Here is a 17,770-nt window from a genome sequence, read left to right as displayed (position 1 = left end):
GTTGCCCCTATTCAAGGAACGACAGCAACTGCTCGGTAAAGACGCCGAGGTTCTCCTCGGGCATCCAGTGGCCGGAATGTGGCACGACAACAGCTTGAACATTCGTGACAATCTGCTTGAGCGGTTCGGCGAACACATCTTGCAACGTCGTTTCGCTGCCAAGGAATAACATGGGGGCCATCTTCCCTTGAGCTGCAGCCTTCACCTGTTCAGCGGAACGATCGATAGCTCGACTGAAGGCGAATCCCGAACTTAGGCCGCCGGAAGAGGCATAGGTACGTACATACTCATCGATATCCTCCGGGCCAGTGGCCGTTGGGTCATAGGCTGATGCACTCACACAAGGTGAAGATCGAAGAAGTGCCCGATATCGCTTCCGAAGAGTTCGTCGAGCTTCGTGAGCGCCTGCATATGTCGCTAGGCGTCTTCGCCATATATCTCCGCACCAACAAGCGGCCCCTGGAGAACTGGGAGCAAGGACGCGCCAATCCCAATGCTCAGGCAAAGACGATGATCCGTCTTGTCCAGAAGTAACCTGAAACGATCGAGCATATGACGGAGTTGTCCTGACGGGCTCTGAAGTCGAATTTGCCCACCCTTCCCTGGCTGACTAAGCTAATAGTTTGACGTCGTTCATCCATGGGAGGGCGCCATGTGTCTCAGAGAACGGCTACCCCGTAAAAAAGCCGGTGAACACCACCAGACTGCCAAGCAGCTGCTGAAAGGCTCTGTAGCCTTCACGTCTGCCCTGCTATTCGGCAATGGGGAAACAAAGGGTCTTGTGCGCACGCTCGGTGCTGCGTCACTTGAGGCGGGCAAGAATGCGTACAAAGCTCTCTTGCAACCCCGTGGCAGGACAGCACATGGAGCCTGTAAATAAATCTGTGTAACTGCCCACCCCATTACAGGTGACCGTCCAGGCGGTCACCGAATTCGATAATAAAGCGGTTCAGCGCCGGCTTCCAATCTCGGATCGGCATGGTCCATTTCTTCGAGGCCTGCTGGATGGCCAGGAACGCCACCTTCAGAGCCGACTCATCATTAGGAAACAGCTTCCGGCGCTTGGTCGCTTTGCGGATGACGCTGTTGAGCGACTCAATAGCATTGGTGGTGTAGATCACCTTTCGAATGGCTGGCGGGTAGCCAAACAAGGTAATCAGATTATCCCAGTGGTTGTACCAGGATTTGGCAATCTGCGGGTACTGGCCATCCCAGCGTTCGGCGAAGACCTCCAGCGCCTGTCCGGCCTCGTGCTCGGTGGCTGACTGATAGATCTGCTTCAGATCCTTCGTGACCGCCTTGTAGTCCTTCCAGGACACATACCGCAGCGAGTTGCGGACCATGTGCACGATGCACAGCTGGACCTTGGTCTGGGGGTATTCGGCCTGGATGGCGTCTGGGAAGCCTTTGAGACCATCCACACAGGCGATCAGGATATCCTCCAGGCCACGGTTCTTCAGTTCGGTCAGTACCGACAGCCAGAACTTCGCGCCTTCGGTCTCGGCAAGCCACAGCCCCAGCAGTTCCTTCTGGCCCTCCATGTTAATGCCCAATGCCAGATATAGTGACTTGTTGATCACCTGCTTGTTCTCGCGGATTTTCAGGACAATGCAGTCCAGATAGACAATGGGATAGATCGGATCCAGCGGGCGGTTCTGCCACTCGTGGACCTGCTCGATCACGCGTTCGGTAACCTTGGACACGAGCGTGGCGGAGATGTCGGCGTCGTACATCTCCTTGAAAGCATCCACAATGTCCCGAGTGCTCAAGCCCTTGGCGTACAGGGCCAGGATCTGATCGTCCATCTGAGTCAGCCGGGACTGGCCCTTACGCACGAACTGGGGCTCGAAAGAGCCGTCCCGATCCCGAGGCGCCTGGATCGACACGTCTCCGTGCTGCCCTTTCAGGCGCTTGGAAGAATAGCCGTTGCGGCTGTTGCCCGTCCCCCGGCCTTCCGGGGCATGCTTTTCGTAGCCAAGGTGCTCGTCCAGTTCGGCATTGAGGGCCGTCTCGACGGTGAGCTTGACCAGTTGCTGTGTAAGGGCTCCGAGGTCTTTTTCGGACTTGATGTCTTTGGCCAGTTCCGCGGCCAGGGCGTTGAGTTTTTCTTGGTCCAATTGTTTACCCACGATGGTATCCTTTTGAAAAGGCTACTCATTCGTGGGCAGTTACACAATGTGGTTTACAGCCTCCAGCACATGAAGTGGAAGATGATGACACGCACCTTCCTATGAGGTACGTACCAACTTCTAGTGACCCAGGTGGATCACCAAATTCTGCAGATCCGGAGTATTGAAGGTCTGATTTTCCTGGCCTTCAATACTCTGTCCCATTATAACTTTCCACCTGATCCAATCTTTTGGGTTTGGTCTCCACCTTTTTCACCCGCACCTTGAGCTTTTTTGCCTCCTCCTTCACCGATGCTTCTTCCTATCTCGGCTCCGATTTTCATTCCTGTCCATCCCAACATTGCGATCCATATTGTTGGGAGTATCAGAAACGTCATTCCCTCCACGAACTGGGGCACCATCTTGTCGTAGGTGTTGTTGACGGCGGCCAGGAAGCTCATCTTGGCAGCGTCGCTGCTGTAGAGCAGGTCCACCAGGTTGGAATTCAGCCAACGCGCCACTTCCCACCAGAAGGTCAGGAACCAGATGGTGAACAGACCGAAGGTAGCGACACCTGCCGCCTTGAACGAGTAGCTGGAGATCACCATCACGAACGGCAGGCAGACGATGGCCGCCATCACCAGGATCGACTGCACCATCGGCAAGGCCTGCTTGAGCATGTCCATCCCCGCGGCGAAGGGGAACATCGCCAGAGCCCCGCCTACAGCACCCGCGGCCGAGGTCACGGCCTGCCCCACGGTGCCGCCATCCAGGTTGCGATACCCCACCACCGCCTGGTCCAGGTTGCCGTTGGCGGCGCCGGAACGCGGGCTCACCATGCGGCGGATCACGTACTCCTCCGCCTCACTGCTAGTAAAGACACTGCGGAAGTCATCCCAGAAGCCAGGATCGATCTGGTCGTGGAGTCGCGCTCGGCATCATAGGGAAACCCCGGGATTGGGCGGCCGGCGTAGAAGCTGTCGTAGAAGCCCGGGGTCTCCAGAAAAAAGTAGCGGGAGCCGACCCAGTCGACATCCCGGGCCAGGCTGGCCTCGATGCGACCGCCCTGCTGGAACAACTCATTGCGGGCATGGCCGAAACAGGCGAGTTGGAATTCCCCCACTTCTCGCTGCAGGCCGGGATCCTTGATCGCCTGCAGATCGAGTTCGGTGCGGATCGAGTGGAAGTCGGTCGAGCACGGGATCGCGGCGTTCGCCGCCATTCCGTGCTCGACCTTGGAGCGGATGCTGGCCATGGCCGTCTCGATCAGGCACAATCACACGCGCCTTCCGGCCGATCCGCGAAAATCAGGAGTTTTGCGGTAGCCATGACGCTGCCTCGGGATTCACGCAGCGCTCCGGGCGCTTGCCGTCACAAATCGCAGCGATCTGCTTGGCCGATGCGGCACATTGCACCTCAACCGAGCCAGGCGTCAGCCCGCCGATATGAGGGGTGGCGACGACCTTGGGATGGCGTGCGACATCGACAGTAGGCATTTGCCGATACTCGCGCCCAACATCGACCCCGGCCCCGCCAAGATGACCGCTGTCGAGCGCGGCAAGCAAAGCTGCGTCATCGACCAGATTGCCCCGCGCGAGATTTATAAAATACGCGCCCTGCTTCATCGCCGCGAAAGCCTCGGAATTTATCATCTTCTCGGTCTCCTCGGTCGCCTTGGCCAGGCAGATCACATGATCGGACCGGGCCAGCAGTTGTGGAAACGAGACCTGTTCCACCCGCTCGTCACGGATTGTCACATAGGGATCCGCTGCGAGGATCGTCATTCCGAAAGCCGTGGCCAAATTGGTGAGATACCGGGCGATCTCGCCGAAGCCAATTAGACCGAGCGTCGTGCCGCGAAGCTCCGGATAGAGGCCAGGTGCGGGCGTCTCGCCTGCATGATACAGCTCCGCCCCGGCGGTGATCCGCCGCGATAGGTCTAGCATGAGCCCGATGATCAGCTCTGACACTCCGGCGGTGAAGACGGGGGGGCCATTGGTGACTAGCACACCGGCTTTCGTAGCCGCGTCAACATCGACATTGCGATAATCCACCGCCCACCGGACGAAGGCCCGCAGATGAGAAGCATGGGCAAAGAAATCCGCATCTGCGACCGTTACGCCGAAGCTATGGACGATATCGCAGCCCTCGATTTCCTCATAGAGACGCTCGCGCTCCCAATGATGCTCGCCCTCGTTCAATTTTAGCTCCCCAATCTTTGAGAGCAATTCGAACGGTGTGTCGCCGTAAAGCTGACGCAGCTCCCACTCAGGATGGGGTAAAAGAATGCGTAACATCAGGCCTCCTCGCCGACCAACTTGTAGGACCATTGCGGAATCCCAAGGTCCATCGCGATGCAGATCTTCCCACTCTCACGAATTTCTCCAGCACATCTGCACTGGCGGCACCGGCGACCAAAAGGCACCCGAAGTGATGCAGAGAGTAAGTATTGCGCCGAAGTTGTTCATGTTATTCTCCAAGTTTCAGCAAAACGTCAAAGTTTTACTGACTGTTACTAACCAACATAATGACTGGTCACTTGTTAAATTTTTCTTTTTATTACTTATCATCCAAATAGTTTCTAATGTATTGGCGAGGCGCCCAGCTATCGCCTGACATGGTCACGCCGCCGCTTCATCGCTCGTGCCGTGTGACGAAGCCACTGCCCCAACTCCCATGCCGTCTTGAAGGCTCGGTTCACGCACCATCGCTTCATCCAGCTCCACAAGGCTTCTGCGAGATTCAGTTCCGGCGAGTAGGGCGACAGCGGCTCCAGCCGAAGTCGGCACTGCACCTCGGGCCGACTCAGCAGGTCGCGCACCTCTCGGCACCGGTGAACCGGCGCATTGTCCCAGATGAGCCGTAGCTTGCCGTACCAATAGCGCAGCACCGTCTTCAGGCACCTGACGATCGTGGCGCCCTTCACGCTATCCGTCGACCAACTGAAATAGGATCAGCCATCCGGGGAGACCGCGCCGACCACCATATGCCGGGGTGTCTGCCCCCGCTTGCCTTTGACGACCGGCGTCCGGCCGACGGGCGCAAAGGTCTTCTGATGATGAGAAAAGAGGTGATAACTCGATTCATCCACGAAGATCAGTGTCTAGCCTTGAGCGTCAGCTTCATTTTTTAACGCTGGCCAGAGTTCCTCCCGGCAGTGCTCGATAGTTGCTTCATCACGCCGACTATCCCGTCGCTTGGGCTTCTGTCAGGACAATCCCATTTACTCAGCAACTCGCTTATCGACGACTTGCTGTAGTGGACATCGGTCTACCGGGCGATGGCATTGGCGACACGCTGTGTCGTCCAGTGTTGGTCCTCATAGCCAAACCCATCGGGGCCCAGTTCCTTCCTCCAGCGCCGCTAGGACGCGAGGCACCAGGTCAGGCGATAAACCCGGTGGTCGCCCCGAACGGGGGCGGCTCTTCAATGCCTCATCACCACCCTCTCGGGCTCGGGCGACCCACAGACTGACGGCGCCTTGCGTGACCTCCAGGCGTTCGGCGACCTCCTGCTGGCTCACGCCCACTTGAACTACCTTTTTCCATAGGCATCGAAGAACATTTTTGACACCACATCGACAAGAATTTCTAGCTCCTTAAATGAGCCTTTTTCAGTCGAGAATTGCGCCGAACTATTGATGACCATCGCTATAACCATCGCGGCTTCCTTCGGCACGATTTTTTCAGCCAGCTCTCCATTGGCCAAGGCTGATTTAATCGCTTCGACCACAAGGCTATATAGTGCTTCGCTGAAGTAGTTGAGCTGGTGCTGAGAGTCGGTGCTAATGACATCTGTCTCGAGCCTTAGACGCGCGATTAGACTCCAAGAATTTCCACTTTCCCCTGACGGGTTGAATCTGAGATAACGGGATCGATTGAACTCGACGACCTTATAAATTTTTTCTTCCAAAGTCATCGAGTTATCGCGCCATATTGCGCCGTGGACTTTCAGTGTATGCTCAACATAATCCGCAACGACCTCATCGATGACGCCGTTCTTACTCTGGAAGTGATAAAAAATGTTGGTCGTTGTCGTACCCGCCTCATTAGCAATCTTCGACATGGTCGTCCCACGATAACCATTTCTAATCAGCATCTCAGTTACGATATATTTAATCGCATCGCGAGTGCTTCTGGAAGCAGGCTTTGGGGATTGCAAAATATCGAATGTCATTATTGATTTACCATTGCATATTTATCCCGGAAGCTCTGATTGAGCCCCATGGGTTTGTCTACGAATATCCGGCTATCCATCTCTTTAAGTTCTTTAGAAATAAGCGGCTGGAAATCCATGTGTGCCAAGATGTCACGCTCAATATTAATTCCCGGAGCGTATTCCACTAGTTCTAGCCCCGCAGCTGTCGCACGGAATACAGCGCGCTCGGTGATATAGGTCACCTCTTGCTCTCGCGAAAGGCCGTACTCGGCATTATAGGTAAGCTGCTCGACGGTTTCGACGAAGCGCCGAAAGCGGCCCTCGTTTTCGATTCGAAGCTCACCGCCGACGGCCGAGGTTTCAAGACCACCCGCTGTGAAAGTACCTGCAAATACCATCGATTTGGCATTCTGGCTGATATTGACGAAGCCACCAATGCCGATGATGCGATCCTTGAATCGGCTGATGTTGACGTTGCCTGTGGGATCGATCTCCACGAATGAAAGAAAGGCCAAGTCCAGACCTCCCCCATCATAGAAGTCGAACTGATAGGGTTGATCAACGATAGCATCGTAGTTCCATGCGGCGCCAGCATCCAGACCGAATGCCGGTGCGCCACCAATCAGTCCCTGCTCATTGGTCAGCGTAAATTGATCGAGCACGTCCTCTTCAGCCGCGACGAGTCCCACTCCGGTACAAATACCCGAGCCGATATTGCAGATCAGGCCGGGTGCTATTTCCATGGCGCAGCGGCGGGCGACGATCTTGCGGGCATCAAGCGCTAGTCGCGGAAACCCGGAAGTGGAAACCTTGAGCGCACCCGCGTAGGACGGGTTATACATTGTCTGAAAGGTCTGCATTTGGTCTGGAACAACAACGACGTAGTCGACTAAAATGCCGGGTATCTTGACCGTTTTTGCCGCTAGCGTGCCGGCCTTGGCCATCTGTTTGACTTGAACAATGACTTTACCGCCGCATTTCTTGGTCGCTTGGGCCATGGAGAGCATCTCGCCCCAGATGGCCTCATCTTCCATGGAGATATTGCCGTCTTCGTCCGCAGTTGTCCCGCGAAGCAGCGCCACGTCGATATGAAAGGCGCGGTAGTAAAGCCATTCGCGGCCATCCAGTTCGAGTACCTCGACAAGGCTCTCCGAATCCCAGCAGCTCTGACGTCCGCCCTCGAGGCGGGGGTCAACGAAAGTGTGTAGCCCGACGTGGGTAATGAGACCGGGCCGGCCTCCAGCAATCTCGCGCGTGAGCTGTGATAGCACGCCCTGGGGGAGCGTGTAGGCTTCAACCAGATCCTGGGAGGCAAGCGCGGCGATGCTGGGGGCGTCAGATAACGTGCCGCAGACGATGCGCTTAAGCAAGCCTTCATGAGCGAAATGGTTTGCTCCGAGTTCTCCCCTATCCCCCAGACCGACCGGGTGAATAGATGTAATGCCGCGAGGGTGAGCTTCTGCGAGGTAACGTTCCTGGATGGCTTTCAGCAAGGCATCGGGAACGGCATGGCCCGACCCCGACCCACCAATGATCACGGTTTGGCCGTCACCTATTAACTGAGAAGATTGTTTTGCATCAATCACTTGCATCATTATCACCACTCAAAAGCCGTGACAGAGGTCACTGGGTTAAACTCAAATTTGATAAAATACTGATCGATCGGTAAGCTTTATCATAACGTGTGAGCGACCATTTTCAATCCTTGACGCGCGATCTTTGTTTCCCGAGTTCGACGGATAGAAGCGTAAACAACTGATTTTGCTGAAATATTTTTTCAAAATTGGCTCTACAAGCGTGATGCGGCAGGTGCCGAGGCCAACCGCCTCCGAAGAGGTCACGTTGTTCAGGCTTCAATTTGGTCAGGCCGCTCGCCGTCTCGCGATGGTGAAGCAGGATCTGGTGAAACTGGATCTTGCGGGCAATTTCCAGCGTCCGCTTCGGCGACAGTGGGTTACCACTGGCCTTGAGACGCATCCGCAGCACGCGGTAAAGCACCAGGGCGAGGAAGCAGATCAGCGCATGAATACGGATGCGATCCGGCAGCCGGTGGTAGACCGGCACAAACTCGATGTCGCTCTTCAACAGCCGGAGACCGCGCTCTATGTCAGACAGCGATCGGTAGCGCTCTCCGACCTCCTGTGGGTCGTAGTCAGGCATTTTGGTGACCAGCAGCAGTTTGCCATCCAGCATGCAGGCGCGATCGGGAGCCGCTGATCGAGCACGATGTTGGACGCCTCGTTGGTCAGGTCTTCCTTGAGGATATGGCCGAGGTGAGCGTCAGTGACAGTCTTGTAGATCCTAGCCCATTACCCCAGCATCGGAGAGCTTTCTGCCGCGATAGTGGCGCTCGCCATCCTGGTGATTCAGCCTCTCTAGCCACTGGCGCGCATCGGCTTGTAAAGCCTCGACCTTCTGGTTACGTGCGGCCCTCTGCACCTTGGCGACCTCTGGCCGGCGCGCCACGATCAACCGATGATTCTGCAATGCCATCATGACGTGCGACTTAAGTATGATTGCATACTGATCGATCGGTAAGCATGCTGATTGGACAATAGGCTGAAAAGAGCCAAACAACAATTTCCCTCTATTGCCCGGAACGGGAGGCATTACCTTGCAAAAGCCTAGCCGTAATTTCTTTAGAGCAATCGATATCTTCAGCGAAGTGTTAGCGGTAACGATGTTGATCGTCGGTTTCCTGGTCGTCGCCCTGGGCGTCCTAAGTCGTTACGTACTCTCGACTCCGGTTCCCTGGACCGTCGAGGTCGCTAGGTTCGCATTCATCTGGCTATCACTCTCTGGTATAGCCGTCGTCGAGAGAAAGCGCGCTCACTTTCGCATCGATATGTTGGTTCTGAAGATGCCTATCGTCCTGCAGAGGTTGAGCTTTTTCGTTCGTGAAGCCGTTATTCTGACAGTGCTGGCACTTTTGCTATTCCAAGGACTGCGATTTACACAGCTCGGTCTCAATGCCTATTCCACGACGCTTCAGATTCCGCTCTACATCGTTTACGCCGCACTGCCGCTATCGGTGACGTTGACTTTGGTCAACCGGCTGCGTGTCGTATGTGAAGATTTCAAAGACTTGTACTCATCAAACCCGCAGGCCGCTCGAGAGGCGAGAGCTGCATCATCAGGAGGGTCCGAATAATGGCGGGGATAGCGCTTCTAAGCTGCTTTTTCGTACTTATAAGCATCGGCGTTCCAATTGCTTATGCCATGCTGGGTACCGCTTTTTTTGTCCTGTTTGTTTTCGAGCCCGGGCTACCCACCATTATCGTTCCTCAGAAGTTTTACGGGGGAGCCGATAACTATATTTTGCTGTGTATTCCTTTTTTCATGCTTGCCGGTGAGTTGATGGGGCTCACGCCACTTTTCGATCGGCTAATGAAGTTTTCCAACGCCATGGTCGGACACATACGTGGCGGCCTAAGTCATGTCAATATAGTGGTAAGTATGCTTTTTGCGGGTATATCTGGCGCAGCTAGCGCCGATACTTCAGCAGTGGGGAGCATGATGATACCGGCAATGGTCAAACAGGGGTATACCAAATCCTATGCCACGGCCGTAACGGTCATCTCGTCCGTAATTGGCGTCATCATTCCTCCCTCAGGGATCATGATCGTCGCTGCTCTGGCAACCGGGACGTCGGTTTCCAGCGTTTTTTTAGGTGGTGTCATCCCTGGCATAGTGGCTGGTTCTAGCCTGCTTATTGTGTCGCTCATATACGGTTTTACAAAAGGCTTTCCGAAATCCGCCGAGATGAACTGGCGTGAAAGAGGCCGCGCCTTTTGGTTTGGTATGCCAGGATTGGGCATACCTATCGTCATCATCGGGGGGATTTTGGGTGGCTTAGTTACTCCCACGGAGGCTGCGAATCTAGCGGTCGTCTACGCGATCATTGTTGGCGCCTTGCTGATCAAGGGCATCCCACCGCTTCGAGAGTTGTATCAAAGTCTAATCACGGTAGTGACGAGGCTCTCGGCGATCATGATTTGCTTAGGCGCTTCGATGGTATTGGCTTGGTTTTTCGCCATTGCTGGCGTACCAGAAATTGTTGCCGGCGCAATTATGACGGTCACGGATAACCCATATGGTGTCATGGCGTTGATGCTGATCAGCTATTTAATTGTCGGTACCTTCTTGGACCCTCTGCCGGCCATTCTGATCTTTTCTCCCATTTTTCAGCCGATTGCTTCCTCATTTGGCATCTCGGATGTCCACTTCACCGTGGTCATGGTGATGGGGCTGTCAATCGGGCTAGCAACACCGCCGGTCGGTTCCTGCATTTTCGTGGGCTCGGCAATTAGCGGGTTGAGCGTCGACAAATTTGTGAAGGACCTTCTGCCATTCATCGCCGCGATGGCTGCGGCGCTTGTAGTGGTAGCCTTTGTTCCTTCACTAGTAGAGTGGTTGCCAAAATTCGCGCAATCGTAACGAATGGCGCCACGAGATAGTCCATCCACAGTAGAGGAAGATAAAAATGCGAAATATTAAAATTGTAAAAACAACCATGCTGGTAGGCATCTTGAGCCTGTCGAGCCAAGTTTACAGTGCGACAGAATTGCGCTTCGCCAGTAGTCAGCCAGCGACCGGCGGCTACATGGGCGAGTATGTGAACGTCTTAGGCGACGCGATAGAAGAAAGGACGAATGGTGAAGTGACGGTGAGGGGATATTACTCTGGCGCCCTCGGTTCGAACGAGCGTGAGCTCGCCGAAATGACCAAAAGCGGCTCCGTCGACATTGCCAACACCGCGACGACTTATATCCAGGGATGGATGCCTTCGTCCAAGATTTTCGATTTTCCCTACATGTTCAACGACGTTGATCACTACAAGCGCGTTATCCAAGGGGATATCGGCGATCAGTTAAAAGATGAAGCGCGTGATGATGGCGTCGAGGTTCTGTCCTTTGTCATCGCAGGCTTCAGAAGCATCTTCAACAACGAACGTCCCGTTCATTCGGTTGAAGATCTTCAGAGTTTGACGATCCGTTCCATGGAAAGCCCAATCTATGTCGATATGTTCGAACGTCTCGGTATGCGGCCTACACCGATGCCCTCTTCAGAGCTTTACACCGCGCTTCAGTTGGGCACTGTCGACGCCGGAGAGAACGATCCCGCTAGCGTGATGGCCTGGGGCTGGAACGACGTCATCAAGCATTACACGTTGGATCGGCACTCAATTGCCGTCATGGCGATCGTCATGAACAAGAATCGCTTTGATTCCTTCGATGAGCAGACACAGAAAGCCATTCTAGAAGCCGGTCGCGAAGCTGAGAACTACCAGATCGATTACATCCAGACCGCGTGGTCCGATAGCCTCGAACAGATTGTCGCCTCGGGTGTTGAGGTCGTAGAACTGGATGAGGACGCCATGCGCGAGTTCCGGGAAGCCGTCAGCCCTCTCATCGATGAGTACGAGTCGGAAGTCGGCGCCGATTTGATCAAGTCCGTACGTTCGCTGCAATGATGAGTCGCTATCAGTGTTCCCGTCTTACTATTGATAATTGAGTTTGAACGTAAGGAACGACATGGAATCCTCCAATGTATCCATGGTGGGGCGCGAGCCCCACTTCCTTAACGGCGCGACGCGGATATGCGCCATCGTGGGAGACCCTATCGATCAAGCGGGTTCCCCGGAGCGCTTCAATCGGCGCTACCAAAAACTAGGCGTCAACGCAGTACTTATCCCGCTTCATGTCGCGCCCGAGGATCTCACTGCTGTCGTGAAGAGCTTGCGCGCAGTTCGTAATTTCCAGGGCCTCGTCATCACTGTACCCCATAAGCAGCAGGCGCTGAGGCTTCTGGATCACTGTACGCCAAGGGCGAAGCGTATCGGCGCGGTCAATGCGATCCGATTTACTCAGGGCCGGCTATACGGCGACAACTTCGACGGCGAGGGGTTTGCGCGCGGCCTGGCGGCCAGTGGCTGCTTGGTGCGGGGAAAACGCGTGATGATCATCGGAGCGGGCGGCGCGGGTCACGCCATCGCCGATGCCATCGCCGAGCACGGCGCTGGGTCGATCGGCGTCCATGATTGGGATCGACATCGAGCCGAGCACCTGGTTGCTAATCTTCGCAGTGGCTGGCCGGGGTTCGATGCCGAGCCGGTGGACAACGACCCCGCCGGATTCGACGTCGTGATCAACGCAAGCCCTGCTGGCGGCAACGTCGATCACGCTTTCCCGACCGACCCCGCACGTATCGGTGCAGGTGCGCACGTCGCCGACATACTGCTCAAGCCGCGGATCACCGCTTTTCTCACGGCCTGCGAGGCGAAAGGACTCGGTGTCATGCCGGGCTATCTCATGCTCGACAATCAGATCGAAGCGATCGCCGAATTCTTCGATGCCAGCCCCGCCGAGATGGCTGGGTCCTAACACGCAGACGATGACCCTCAAGGCAAAATAGTCGGGGAGGTTCGTGTATGGATCTCATCCATTATGTCGTGCAGGACGGGGTTGCCGAGATTCGGCTCGACCGTCCCGAGAAGTTGAACGCCATGACGCCGGCCATGGCTTCGGAGCTTTATCGGTTGGCGCGGTGCGCCAGTGACGACGACGACGTCACTGCTGTCCTTCTGACCGGCGCTGGCCCTCGCGCGTTCTGCGCCGGTAGCGACCTACAATCGCTAGCCGACTACGCCAATGCGTGGGCGTTTCGCAACCGCTGTGAATACGCCGCGGCTATTCGCGACATTCACAAGCCTGTCGTGGCCGCGCTGAAAGGCTGGGTACTCGGCGGCGGCGCCGAGATGGCGCTCGCGGCGGACATACGTGTCGCCGACGAGACTGCGCGACTCGGCTTTCCCGAAGTGTCACGCGGCTGGGTCGGCGGTGGGGGTGCCTCGCAATTGCTGCCTCGGCTCTGCGGCTACGGCCAGGCGATGAATTTGCTGCTTACAGGCAAGACGATTGACTGTTACGAGGCCTACCGAATCGGTCTCTGCGAGTACGTCGTGAACGCGGGGGAGGCCGAGGGCACCGCCCGAGGCCTTTGTATCGGGATGACCGCTCACAGGTCCATCGCACTTCAATCGGTCAAGGCTTCCGTACGCGCGGCGCTTTCCGCGGACCTGGCCTCGGGACTGCGCTACGAAAACGAAATGAACACACTCTGCTTCGCGATGTGCGAGCACGTCGAAGGTCTAGAACGCTTTCGGTCGCGGAGCAGTGATGATGACGGCCACCAGTAATTCGAGGACATGTCAGTGCAGCAAACCCATGAAGAAAAGCGAAACGATCGCTTGCTGAAAAGCGGTGACCTCTTCTTCGACGACCTCATCGAAGGGGACTACTTCGTTACCGAAGGGATCGTGGTCACTGAGAGCCATGTGGTCGGATTCGCCGGGCTCTCCGGGGACCGCTTCAGCATTCATTTGGACGACGTGACGGCACAGCAGGCGGGCTTTCCCGGAAGGATCGCCCACGGTCTTCTGGTACTGGGGCTGGTCGATGGGTTGATGATGAATTCTGCCGTAAAACCCAGAATCGTGGCCGCGCTGGGTTGGGACTGGTCTTTCAAGGCGCCGGTGCTCATTAATGACCGCGTGCATGCCGAGGCTCGATTTAAACCGATACGACGCACGAAGCGCGGTGATCGCGGCATCGTGGAGCTTGTGATCACGGTGTTCAAGAACCAGCGCGACGTCGTCCACTCAGGCGTCAAGACACTGATGCTCGAATGCAGGAGTAGCGCATGAAACATGATCTCCATGTCCCGTCCGCGAATGGCGCGATGCAACGCATAGTGCTCAACGCACCGGCACAGTTCAAAACGGCAACACTGGGGATGGCGCTGCCGCGCAAGGCGCTCTCGGCCGCGCATGTGGTGTGCGATCCGCGTATTGATGTTGTGCCGTTTGCACAGAGTGCCATCGATATGGATGCCACCCAGCGCTATCGTGAATATCTCTGGAGCCTGGGGTTGGGCGTGGCAGAAGCCATGGACACAGCTCAACGCGGAATGGGACTCGGCTGGGGCGACGCTCAGGAACTCATCGCAGAGACGCTGCACAGAGCCCATGGGCTGCCGGGCGCGGAAGTCTATAGCGGCGTGGGTACCGACCATTTGCCAGCCGAGGAGATGCCGCTTTCCCGTATCGTCGAGGCTTATCAGTCTCAGTTGGAGTTCGTCGAGACGCGCGGTGGGCGAGTTATTCTCATGGCGAGCCGCGCGCTCAGCGCCTCAGCCAAGTCCTACGAAGATTTTTCCTTCGTCTATCGTGAAGTTCTAAGTGCGGCACGCCAGCCGGTCATTCTCCACTGGTTGGGGCCAATGTTCGATCCTGCTCTCGCGGGCTATTGGGGCGAACACGACCTTGAACGGGCTATGTCGCGCTGTTTGGATGTGATTCACGAACACGCTGATAAGGTCGAAGGCATCAAGATATCGCTGCTCGACAAAGCGCTGGAGGTCGAAATGCGTCGCCGCTTACCAGTGGGTGTCAGCATGTTCACCGGGGACGATTTTAACTACCCAGAGCTGATCGCCGGCGATGGCAAAAGCCACAGCGATGCCCTGTTGGGCATCTTTGACCCCATCGCACCGGCTGCTTCTGCCGCGTTACGGGCGCTGAGCGATCAGGACACACAAACCTTTCGCGCCACTCTCGATCCGACAGTGGCTCTGGCGCGGGAGATCTTTCGCGCCCCGACTCAGTATTACAAAACGGGTGTCGTCTTTCTCGCCTGGCTCAATGGTCATCAGGAACATTTTACCATGGTGGGCGGCCAGCAGGGTGCGCGCTCCATTCTCCACCTTTCGCGCGTCTTCGCACTCGCCAACGACTGCGGGCTACTTAGCCATCCGGAAATGGCGCGTGAACGGATGCGGATACTGCTCGAGCTTCATGGAGTTTGGCAATGAACCAAGCAAGAGTTGATCTCTGCCTGAACACGGCGACGACCCGCCGCCAGTGGGATCTGGCACAGGCTGTCGACGGCTATAGCCGTCTCGGAGTGGGCGCCATTTCACCGTGGCGTCACGAGATCCAAGCCTATGGCCCGGCTAAGGCGGGACGCCTCCTGCGAGACGCTGGGTTGCCCGCGCTTGGTCTTTGTCGCGGAGGTGGGTTCCCTGCGCAGGATGGGGAGGCGTTCAGGCGTCATATTGACGACAACCGCCTTGCGATCGAGGAAGCACACGCTATTGGTGCCAAGTCTCTGGTCCTGGTTTGCGGCGGGCTCCCCGAAGGCAGCAGCGACCTGCCCTCGGCACGGCAACAAGTCATTGATGCAATCGCCGAAATTCTGCCTGATGCGAAACAGGCGGGCGTCAAGTTATCGATTGAACCTCTACATCCGATGTATACAGCAGATCGAAGCTGCATCTCGCTGCTATCCCAGGCGTTGGATATCTGTGAACGGCTTGAGCCCTCGAAAGAGGGCTGGTTAGGCGTGGTTGTCGATGCCTACCACGTTTGGTGGGACCCTAATCTAGAGGACTCTCTTGAGCGAGTCACATCGCAACAGCTACACGGCTTTCATATTAACGACTGGCTTTATACGACCCAGGATTTGCTGGAAGATCGAGGCATGATGGGGGACGGGATCATAGATTTACCCTGGCTTGCGGATCGTGTCAAAGCGAGTGGCTTTGGTGGTCTACCCGAGGTAGAGATTTTTTCCCGCTATTGGTGGGGGCAAGACCCCGAATACGTTGTACAAACCTGTCTAAAAAGAAGTGTATTCGTGCGTGAGCGCCTGAGCATCACCGATCCCGTATGAAGGCATTCCGGCTCTGCACTGTCCGGTTTGCCTCGGCGATGATAGCCATTGAGTCACGCTAAGGTCGCCAAGCCTGGTGACGCCACATGGTTCGCTTTCGGTGAGGCTAGCGAGACTTCAGATCAGCGGGAGCCGCGAGATGAAATGCATCGGCAACACCGACTCCGCCGCACCACCGGGCGTTCTGCCACTGCGGCTCCTTCATGTTGTGCTTGATGGTGTAGAGCATCCGGGCTCGCATCACCTCGAACGAGTAGCTCGGCTAGCGTCGTGCTCGCTCCCACCTCTGACAGGAGTGCGGGAGTTCGTAAAGACAATGATCATCTCAAGCTCGAGCAGCTGCTGGACGACTTTGATCCAGTTACCATTGAGGTGGAGGATATATGTAGCTGACAGAAGCGGCGTCGATGTGTTTAGAGTGGCGAGAATAGCAAGCGATAGCCCGAATGCCGTAGATGGCTCTAATTATCCAGGCTCCATCAGAACTGGGCCGTCAATTTAGGCGTCTATTGGGCTGGCATTGATTAGACTACAATTGGCAACTGGCAATGGCCATCAATAACGCGTAAGCAAAGAGTTGATAATGGCGCCGGCGCCTGAATGGTAATGATTAATTACGATTAAACATGCATCGAGTTGATTTTTTCTCAGTAGCCCATGGTAACAGGGCTTCTGAGTCATTTATGCAAAAAGTTATTTTTCATTAGGACATTAGTCTCTAGAAGCCTGCCGGACTGTACAGTAACGTTGACCCACGGTGAGTGCCTCGCGAAGATCAGCCAAATTCGACAGGCGCCCTGCCGCCGAGTTCTTTTCGACCCCGAATTCTTGTTGTCCCATCCGTTTGTCGCAGAGGAGTGCCCAATGATCGCCATACCGTCCCCGCCGTCTCCCGACCCCGCCCTACCGGCGCCGCTGAAAGATGCCTCGAGCTGGCTGCGCGGGCTGGCAGAGTGCGCCGTGCGCGCCGTCCACCCCGACAGCCTATTGCCTGGTGTACTGCCAGCGCCTCCCGCCGGTCGTACCCTGGTGGTGGGCGCCGGCAAGGCCGCCGCAGCCATGGCTGCGACCCTGGAGCGCGCCTGGCAGTTCCACCAGCCCGAAGCTCCCCTGGAGGGGCTGGTAGTCACTCGTTACGGTCATGGTCCTCAAGGGCAGGGCGCCGAGTGTCGGCACATTGAGGTGATGGAGGCGGCCCACCCCATGCCCGACGGCCTTAGCGAGCAGGCCGCCCGGCGCATGTTGGTAGCGGTGGCGGGCCTCTCCGAGGACGACCTGGTGATCGCCCTGATCTCCGGCGGCGGCTCGGCGCTGGTGAGCCTGCCAGCCCCGGGCATCAGTCTCGCCGAGAAGCAGGCGCTTAACCGCGCGCTGCTGCATTCCGGGGCGCCGATCTGCGAGATTAACACTGTGCGGCGCCACCTCTCGGCCATCAAGGGGGGGCGTCTGGCTGCGGCAGCCCACCCGGCCCGGGTGCTCACCTGGCTGATCTCCGACGTGCCCGGCGACGAGCCTTCGTTGATCGCCTCGGGGCCGACCCGCGCGGATGCCTCCACGCCGAGCGATGCCCTGGCGATCCTCGAGCGATACGGTATCGAGATTCCGACCGGAGTGCGTGAGCACCTGGCGGGAAGCGGCGACGCCCCGCGCGCCACGGATGCCGGTTTTGCCCGTGACGAGGTGGCGGTACTGGCGCGTGCTAGCGATGCCCTGGAGGCGGCGCGAGCGGCGGCCGAGGCGGAGGGCGTCGAGGTGCGCCTGCTCGGAGATGAC

Annotated in this window: 18 protein-coding genes and 2 pseudogenes; 10 read left to right on the top strand and 10 right to left on the bottom strand. The window is 56.7% G+C overall.

What is annotated here, in order from left to right:
• Positions 1-7: 7 nt before the first annotated feature.
• Positions 8-340, bottom strand: coding sequence for an alpha/beta fold hydrolase (locus L861_RS24630; RefSeq protein WP_144063089.1), 333 nt, complete (start codon positions 338-340; stop codon positions 8-10).
• On the opposite strand from L861_RS24630, the gene L861_RS20795 reads away from it, so the two are divergent.
• A complete protein-coding gene (locus L861_RS20795) occupies positions 331-534 on the top strand; it encodes a helix-turn-helix domain-containing protein (protein WP_016418633.1) in 204 nt (67 codons plus the stop codon). The two genes, L861_RS24630 and L861_RS20795, sit on opposite strands and share 10 nt — an antisense overlap.
• Positions 535-902: 368 nt before the next feature.
• On the opposite strand, the gene L861_RS20790 is transcribed toward L861_RS20795, so the two are convergent.
• The 9 genes and pseudogenes from L861_RS20790 to L861_RS25360 form a co-directional block, all read right to left on the bottom strand.
• On the bottom strand, positions 903-2,117 hold the full coding sequence (locus tag L861_RS20790; RefSeq protein ID WP_035569142.1) for an IS256 family transposase: 1,215 nt from the start codon (positions 2,115-2,117) through the stop codon (positions 903-905).
• Between the two features lie 215 nt (positions 2,118-2,332).
• Positions 2,333-2,959 (bottom strand): conjugal transfer protein TraG N-terminal domain-containing protein, encoded by a 627-nt coding sequence (locus tag L861_RS20785; protein WP_236617185.1) that lies wholly within the window; start codon positions 2,957-2,959, stop codon positions 2,333-2,335.
• Positions 2,956-3,363, bottom strand: a complete 408-nt coding sequence (locus L861_RS20780) for a hypothetical protein (protein ID WP_035569038.1) — start codon at positions 3,361-3,363, stop codon at positions 2,956-2,958. The genes L861_RS20785 and L861_RS20780 overlap by 4 nt, the downstream gene beginning before the upstream one ends.
• A 52-nt stretch (positions 3,364-3,415) precedes the next feature.
• Positions 3,416-4,405: an NAD(P)-dependent oxidoreductase gene (locus tag L861_RS20775; RefSeq protein ID WP_016418629.1), complete on the bottom strand. Its 990-nt coding sequence runs from the start codon at positions 4,403-4,405 to the stop codon at positions 3,416-3,418.
• Between the two features lie 308 nt (positions 4,406-4,713).
• Positions 4,714-5,040, bottom strand: a pseudogene (locus tag L861_RS24345) (transposase); the annotation flags it as partial.
• A 387-nt stretch (positions 5,041-5,427) separates the two neighbouring features.
• A complete protein-coding gene (locus L861_RS25335) occupies positions 5,428-5,631 on the bottom strand; it encodes a helix-turn-helix domain-containing protein (RefSeq protein WP_161629074.1) in 204 nt (67 codons plus the stop codon).
• Between the two features lie 11 nt (positions 5,632-5,642).
• The gene (locus L861_RS20770) at positions 5,643-6,284 is read right to left on the bottom strand and encodes a TetR/AcrR family transcriptional regulator (RefSeq protein WP_016418628.1); all 642 of its coding nucleotides are present in this window, start codon (positions 6,282-6,284) and stop codon (positions 5,643-5,645) included.
• A complete protein-coding gene (locus L861_RS20765; RefSeq protein ID WP_016418627.1) occupies positions 6,284-7,861 on the bottom strand; it encodes an acyl CoA:acetate/3-ketoacid CoA transferase in 1,578 nt (525 codons plus the stop codon). The genes L861_RS20770 and L861_RS20765 overlap by 1 nt, the downstream gene beginning before the upstream one ends.
• 194 nt (positions 7,862-8,055) lie before the next feature.
• A pseudogene (locus L861_RS25360) lies at positions 8,056-8,759 on the bottom strand (IS1634 family transposase); the annotation flags it as partial.
• Positions 8,760-8,880: 121 nt separating this feature from the next.
• On the opposite strand from L861_RS25360, the gene L861_RS20755 reads away from it, so the two are divergent.
• The 9 genes from L861_RS20755 to L861_RS20715 form a co-directional block, all read left to right on the top strand.
• Positions 8,881-9,417, top strand: coding sequence for a TRAP transporter small permease (locus L861_RS20755; RefSeq protein ID WP_016418626.1), 537 nt, complete (start codon positions 8,881-8,883; stop codon positions 9,415-9,417).
• On the top strand, positions 9,417-10,703 hold the full coding sequence (locus L861_RS20750) for a TRAP transporter large permease (RefSeq protein WP_016418625.1): 1,287 nt from the start codon (positions 9,417-9,419) through the stop codon (positions 10,701-10,703). The genes L861_RS20755 and L861_RS20750 overlap by 1 nt, the downstream gene beginning before the upstream one ends.
• A gap of 46 nt (positions 10,704-10,749) precedes the next feature.
• The gene (locus tag L861_RS20745) at positions 10,750-11,739 is read left to right on the top strand and encodes a TRAP transporter substrate-binding protein (protein WP_081645915.1); all 990 of its coding nucleotides are present in this window, start codon (positions 10,750-10,752) and stop codon (positions 11,737-11,739) included.
• 61 nt (positions 11,740-11,800) lie between these two features.
• Positions 11,801-12,649, top strand: coding sequence for a shikimate dehydrogenase family protein (locus tag L861_RS20740; protein ID WP_016418623.1), 849 nt, complete (start codon positions 11,801-11,803; stop codon positions 12,647-12,649).
• Positions 12,650-12,696: 47 nt separating this feature from the next.
• The gene (locus L861_RS20735) at positions 12,697-13,464 is read left to right on the top strand and encodes an enoyl-CoA hydratase/isomerase family protein (RefSeq protein ID WP_016418622.1); all 768 of its coding nucleotides are present in this window, start codon (positions 12,697-12,699) and stop codon (positions 13,462-13,464) included.
• A 15-nt stretch (positions 13,465-13,479) separates the two neighbouring features.
• Positions 13,480-13,971, top strand: coding sequence for a MaoC family dehydratase (locus L861_RS20730; RefSeq protein WP_016418621.1), 492 nt, complete (start codon positions 13,480-13,482; stop codon positions 13,969-13,971).
• Positions 13,968-15,137, top strand: a complete 1,170-nt coding sequence (locus L861_RS20725) for a dihydrodipicolinate synthase family protein (protein WP_016418620.1) — start codon at positions 13,968-13,970, stop codon at positions 15,135-15,137. The genes L861_RS20730 and L861_RS20725 overlap by 4 nt, the downstream gene beginning before the upstream one ends.
• Positions 15,134-15,997 carry a sugar phosphate isomerase/epimerase family protein gene (locus tag L861_RS20720; protein WP_016418619.1) on the top strand — a complete coding sequence of 288 codons (864 nt, stop codon included), beginning with the start codon at positions 15,134-15,136 and terminating at the stop codon, positions 15,995-15,997. Before L861_RS20725 ends, L861_RS20720 begins: the two co-directional genes overlap by 4 nt.
• 864 nt (positions 15,998-16,861) lie before the next feature.
• Positions 16,862-17,770 (top strand): glycerate kinase type-2 family protein (locus tag L861_RS20715; RefSeq protein WP_016418618.1); only part of this gene is annotated, 909 nt, incomplete at its 3' end.

The sequence above is a fragment of the Litchfieldella anticariensis FP35 = DSM 16096 genome (genome assembly GCF_000409775.1).
Taxonomy (GTDB): Bacteria; Pseudomonadota; Gammaproteobacteria; order Pseudomonadales; family Halomonadaceae; genus Litchfieldella; species Litchfieldella anticariensis.
The sequence above is the reverse complement of the archived record's forward strand: the minus strand, read 5'-3'. Positions and strand labels throughout refer to the sequence as shown.

Coding starts and splice junctions, on each gene's coding strand:
- L861_RS20795 (WP_016418633.1), top strand. CDS start 331: ATGCACTCACACAAGGTGAAGATCGAAGAAGTGCCCGATATCGCTTCC.
- L861_RS20780 (WP_035569038.1), bottom strand. CDS start 3,363: ATGGCCAGCATCCGCTCCAAGGTCGAGCACGGAATGGCGGCGAACGCC.
- L861_RS20775 (WP_016418629.1), bottom strand. CDS start 4,405: ATGTTACGCATTCTTTTACCCCATCCTGAGTGGGAGCTGCGTCAGCTT.
- L861_RS20770 (WP_016418628.1), bottom strand. CDS start 6,284: ATGACATTCGATATTTTGCAATCCCCAAAGCCTGCTTCCAGAAGCACT.
- L861_RS20765 (WP_016418627.1), bottom strand. CDS start 7,861: ATGATGCAAGTGATTGATGCAAAACAATCTTCTCAGTTAATAGGTGAC.
- L861_RS20750 (WP_016418625.1), top strand. CDS start 9,417: ATGGCGGGGATAGCGCTTCTAAGCTGCTTTTTCGTACTTATAAGCATC.
- L861_RS20745 (WP_081645915.1), top strand. CDS start 10,750: ATGCGAAATATTAAAATTGTAAAAACAACCATGCTGGTAGGCATCTTG.
- L861_RS20740 (WP_016418623.1), top strand. CDS start 11,801: ATGGAATCCTCCAATGTATCCATGGTGGGGCGCGAGCCCCACTTCCTT.
- L861_RS20735 (WP_016418622.1), top strand. CDS start 12,697: ATGGATCTCATCCATTATGTCGTGCAGGACGGGGTTGCCGAGATTCGG.
- L861_RS20725 (WP_016418620.1), top strand. CDS start 13,968: ATGAAACATGATCTCCATGTCCCGTCCGCGAATGGCGCGATGCAACGC.
- L861_RS20720 (WP_016418619.1), top strand. CDS start 15,134: ATGAACCAAGCAAGAGTTGATCTCTGCCTGAACACGGCGACGACCCGC.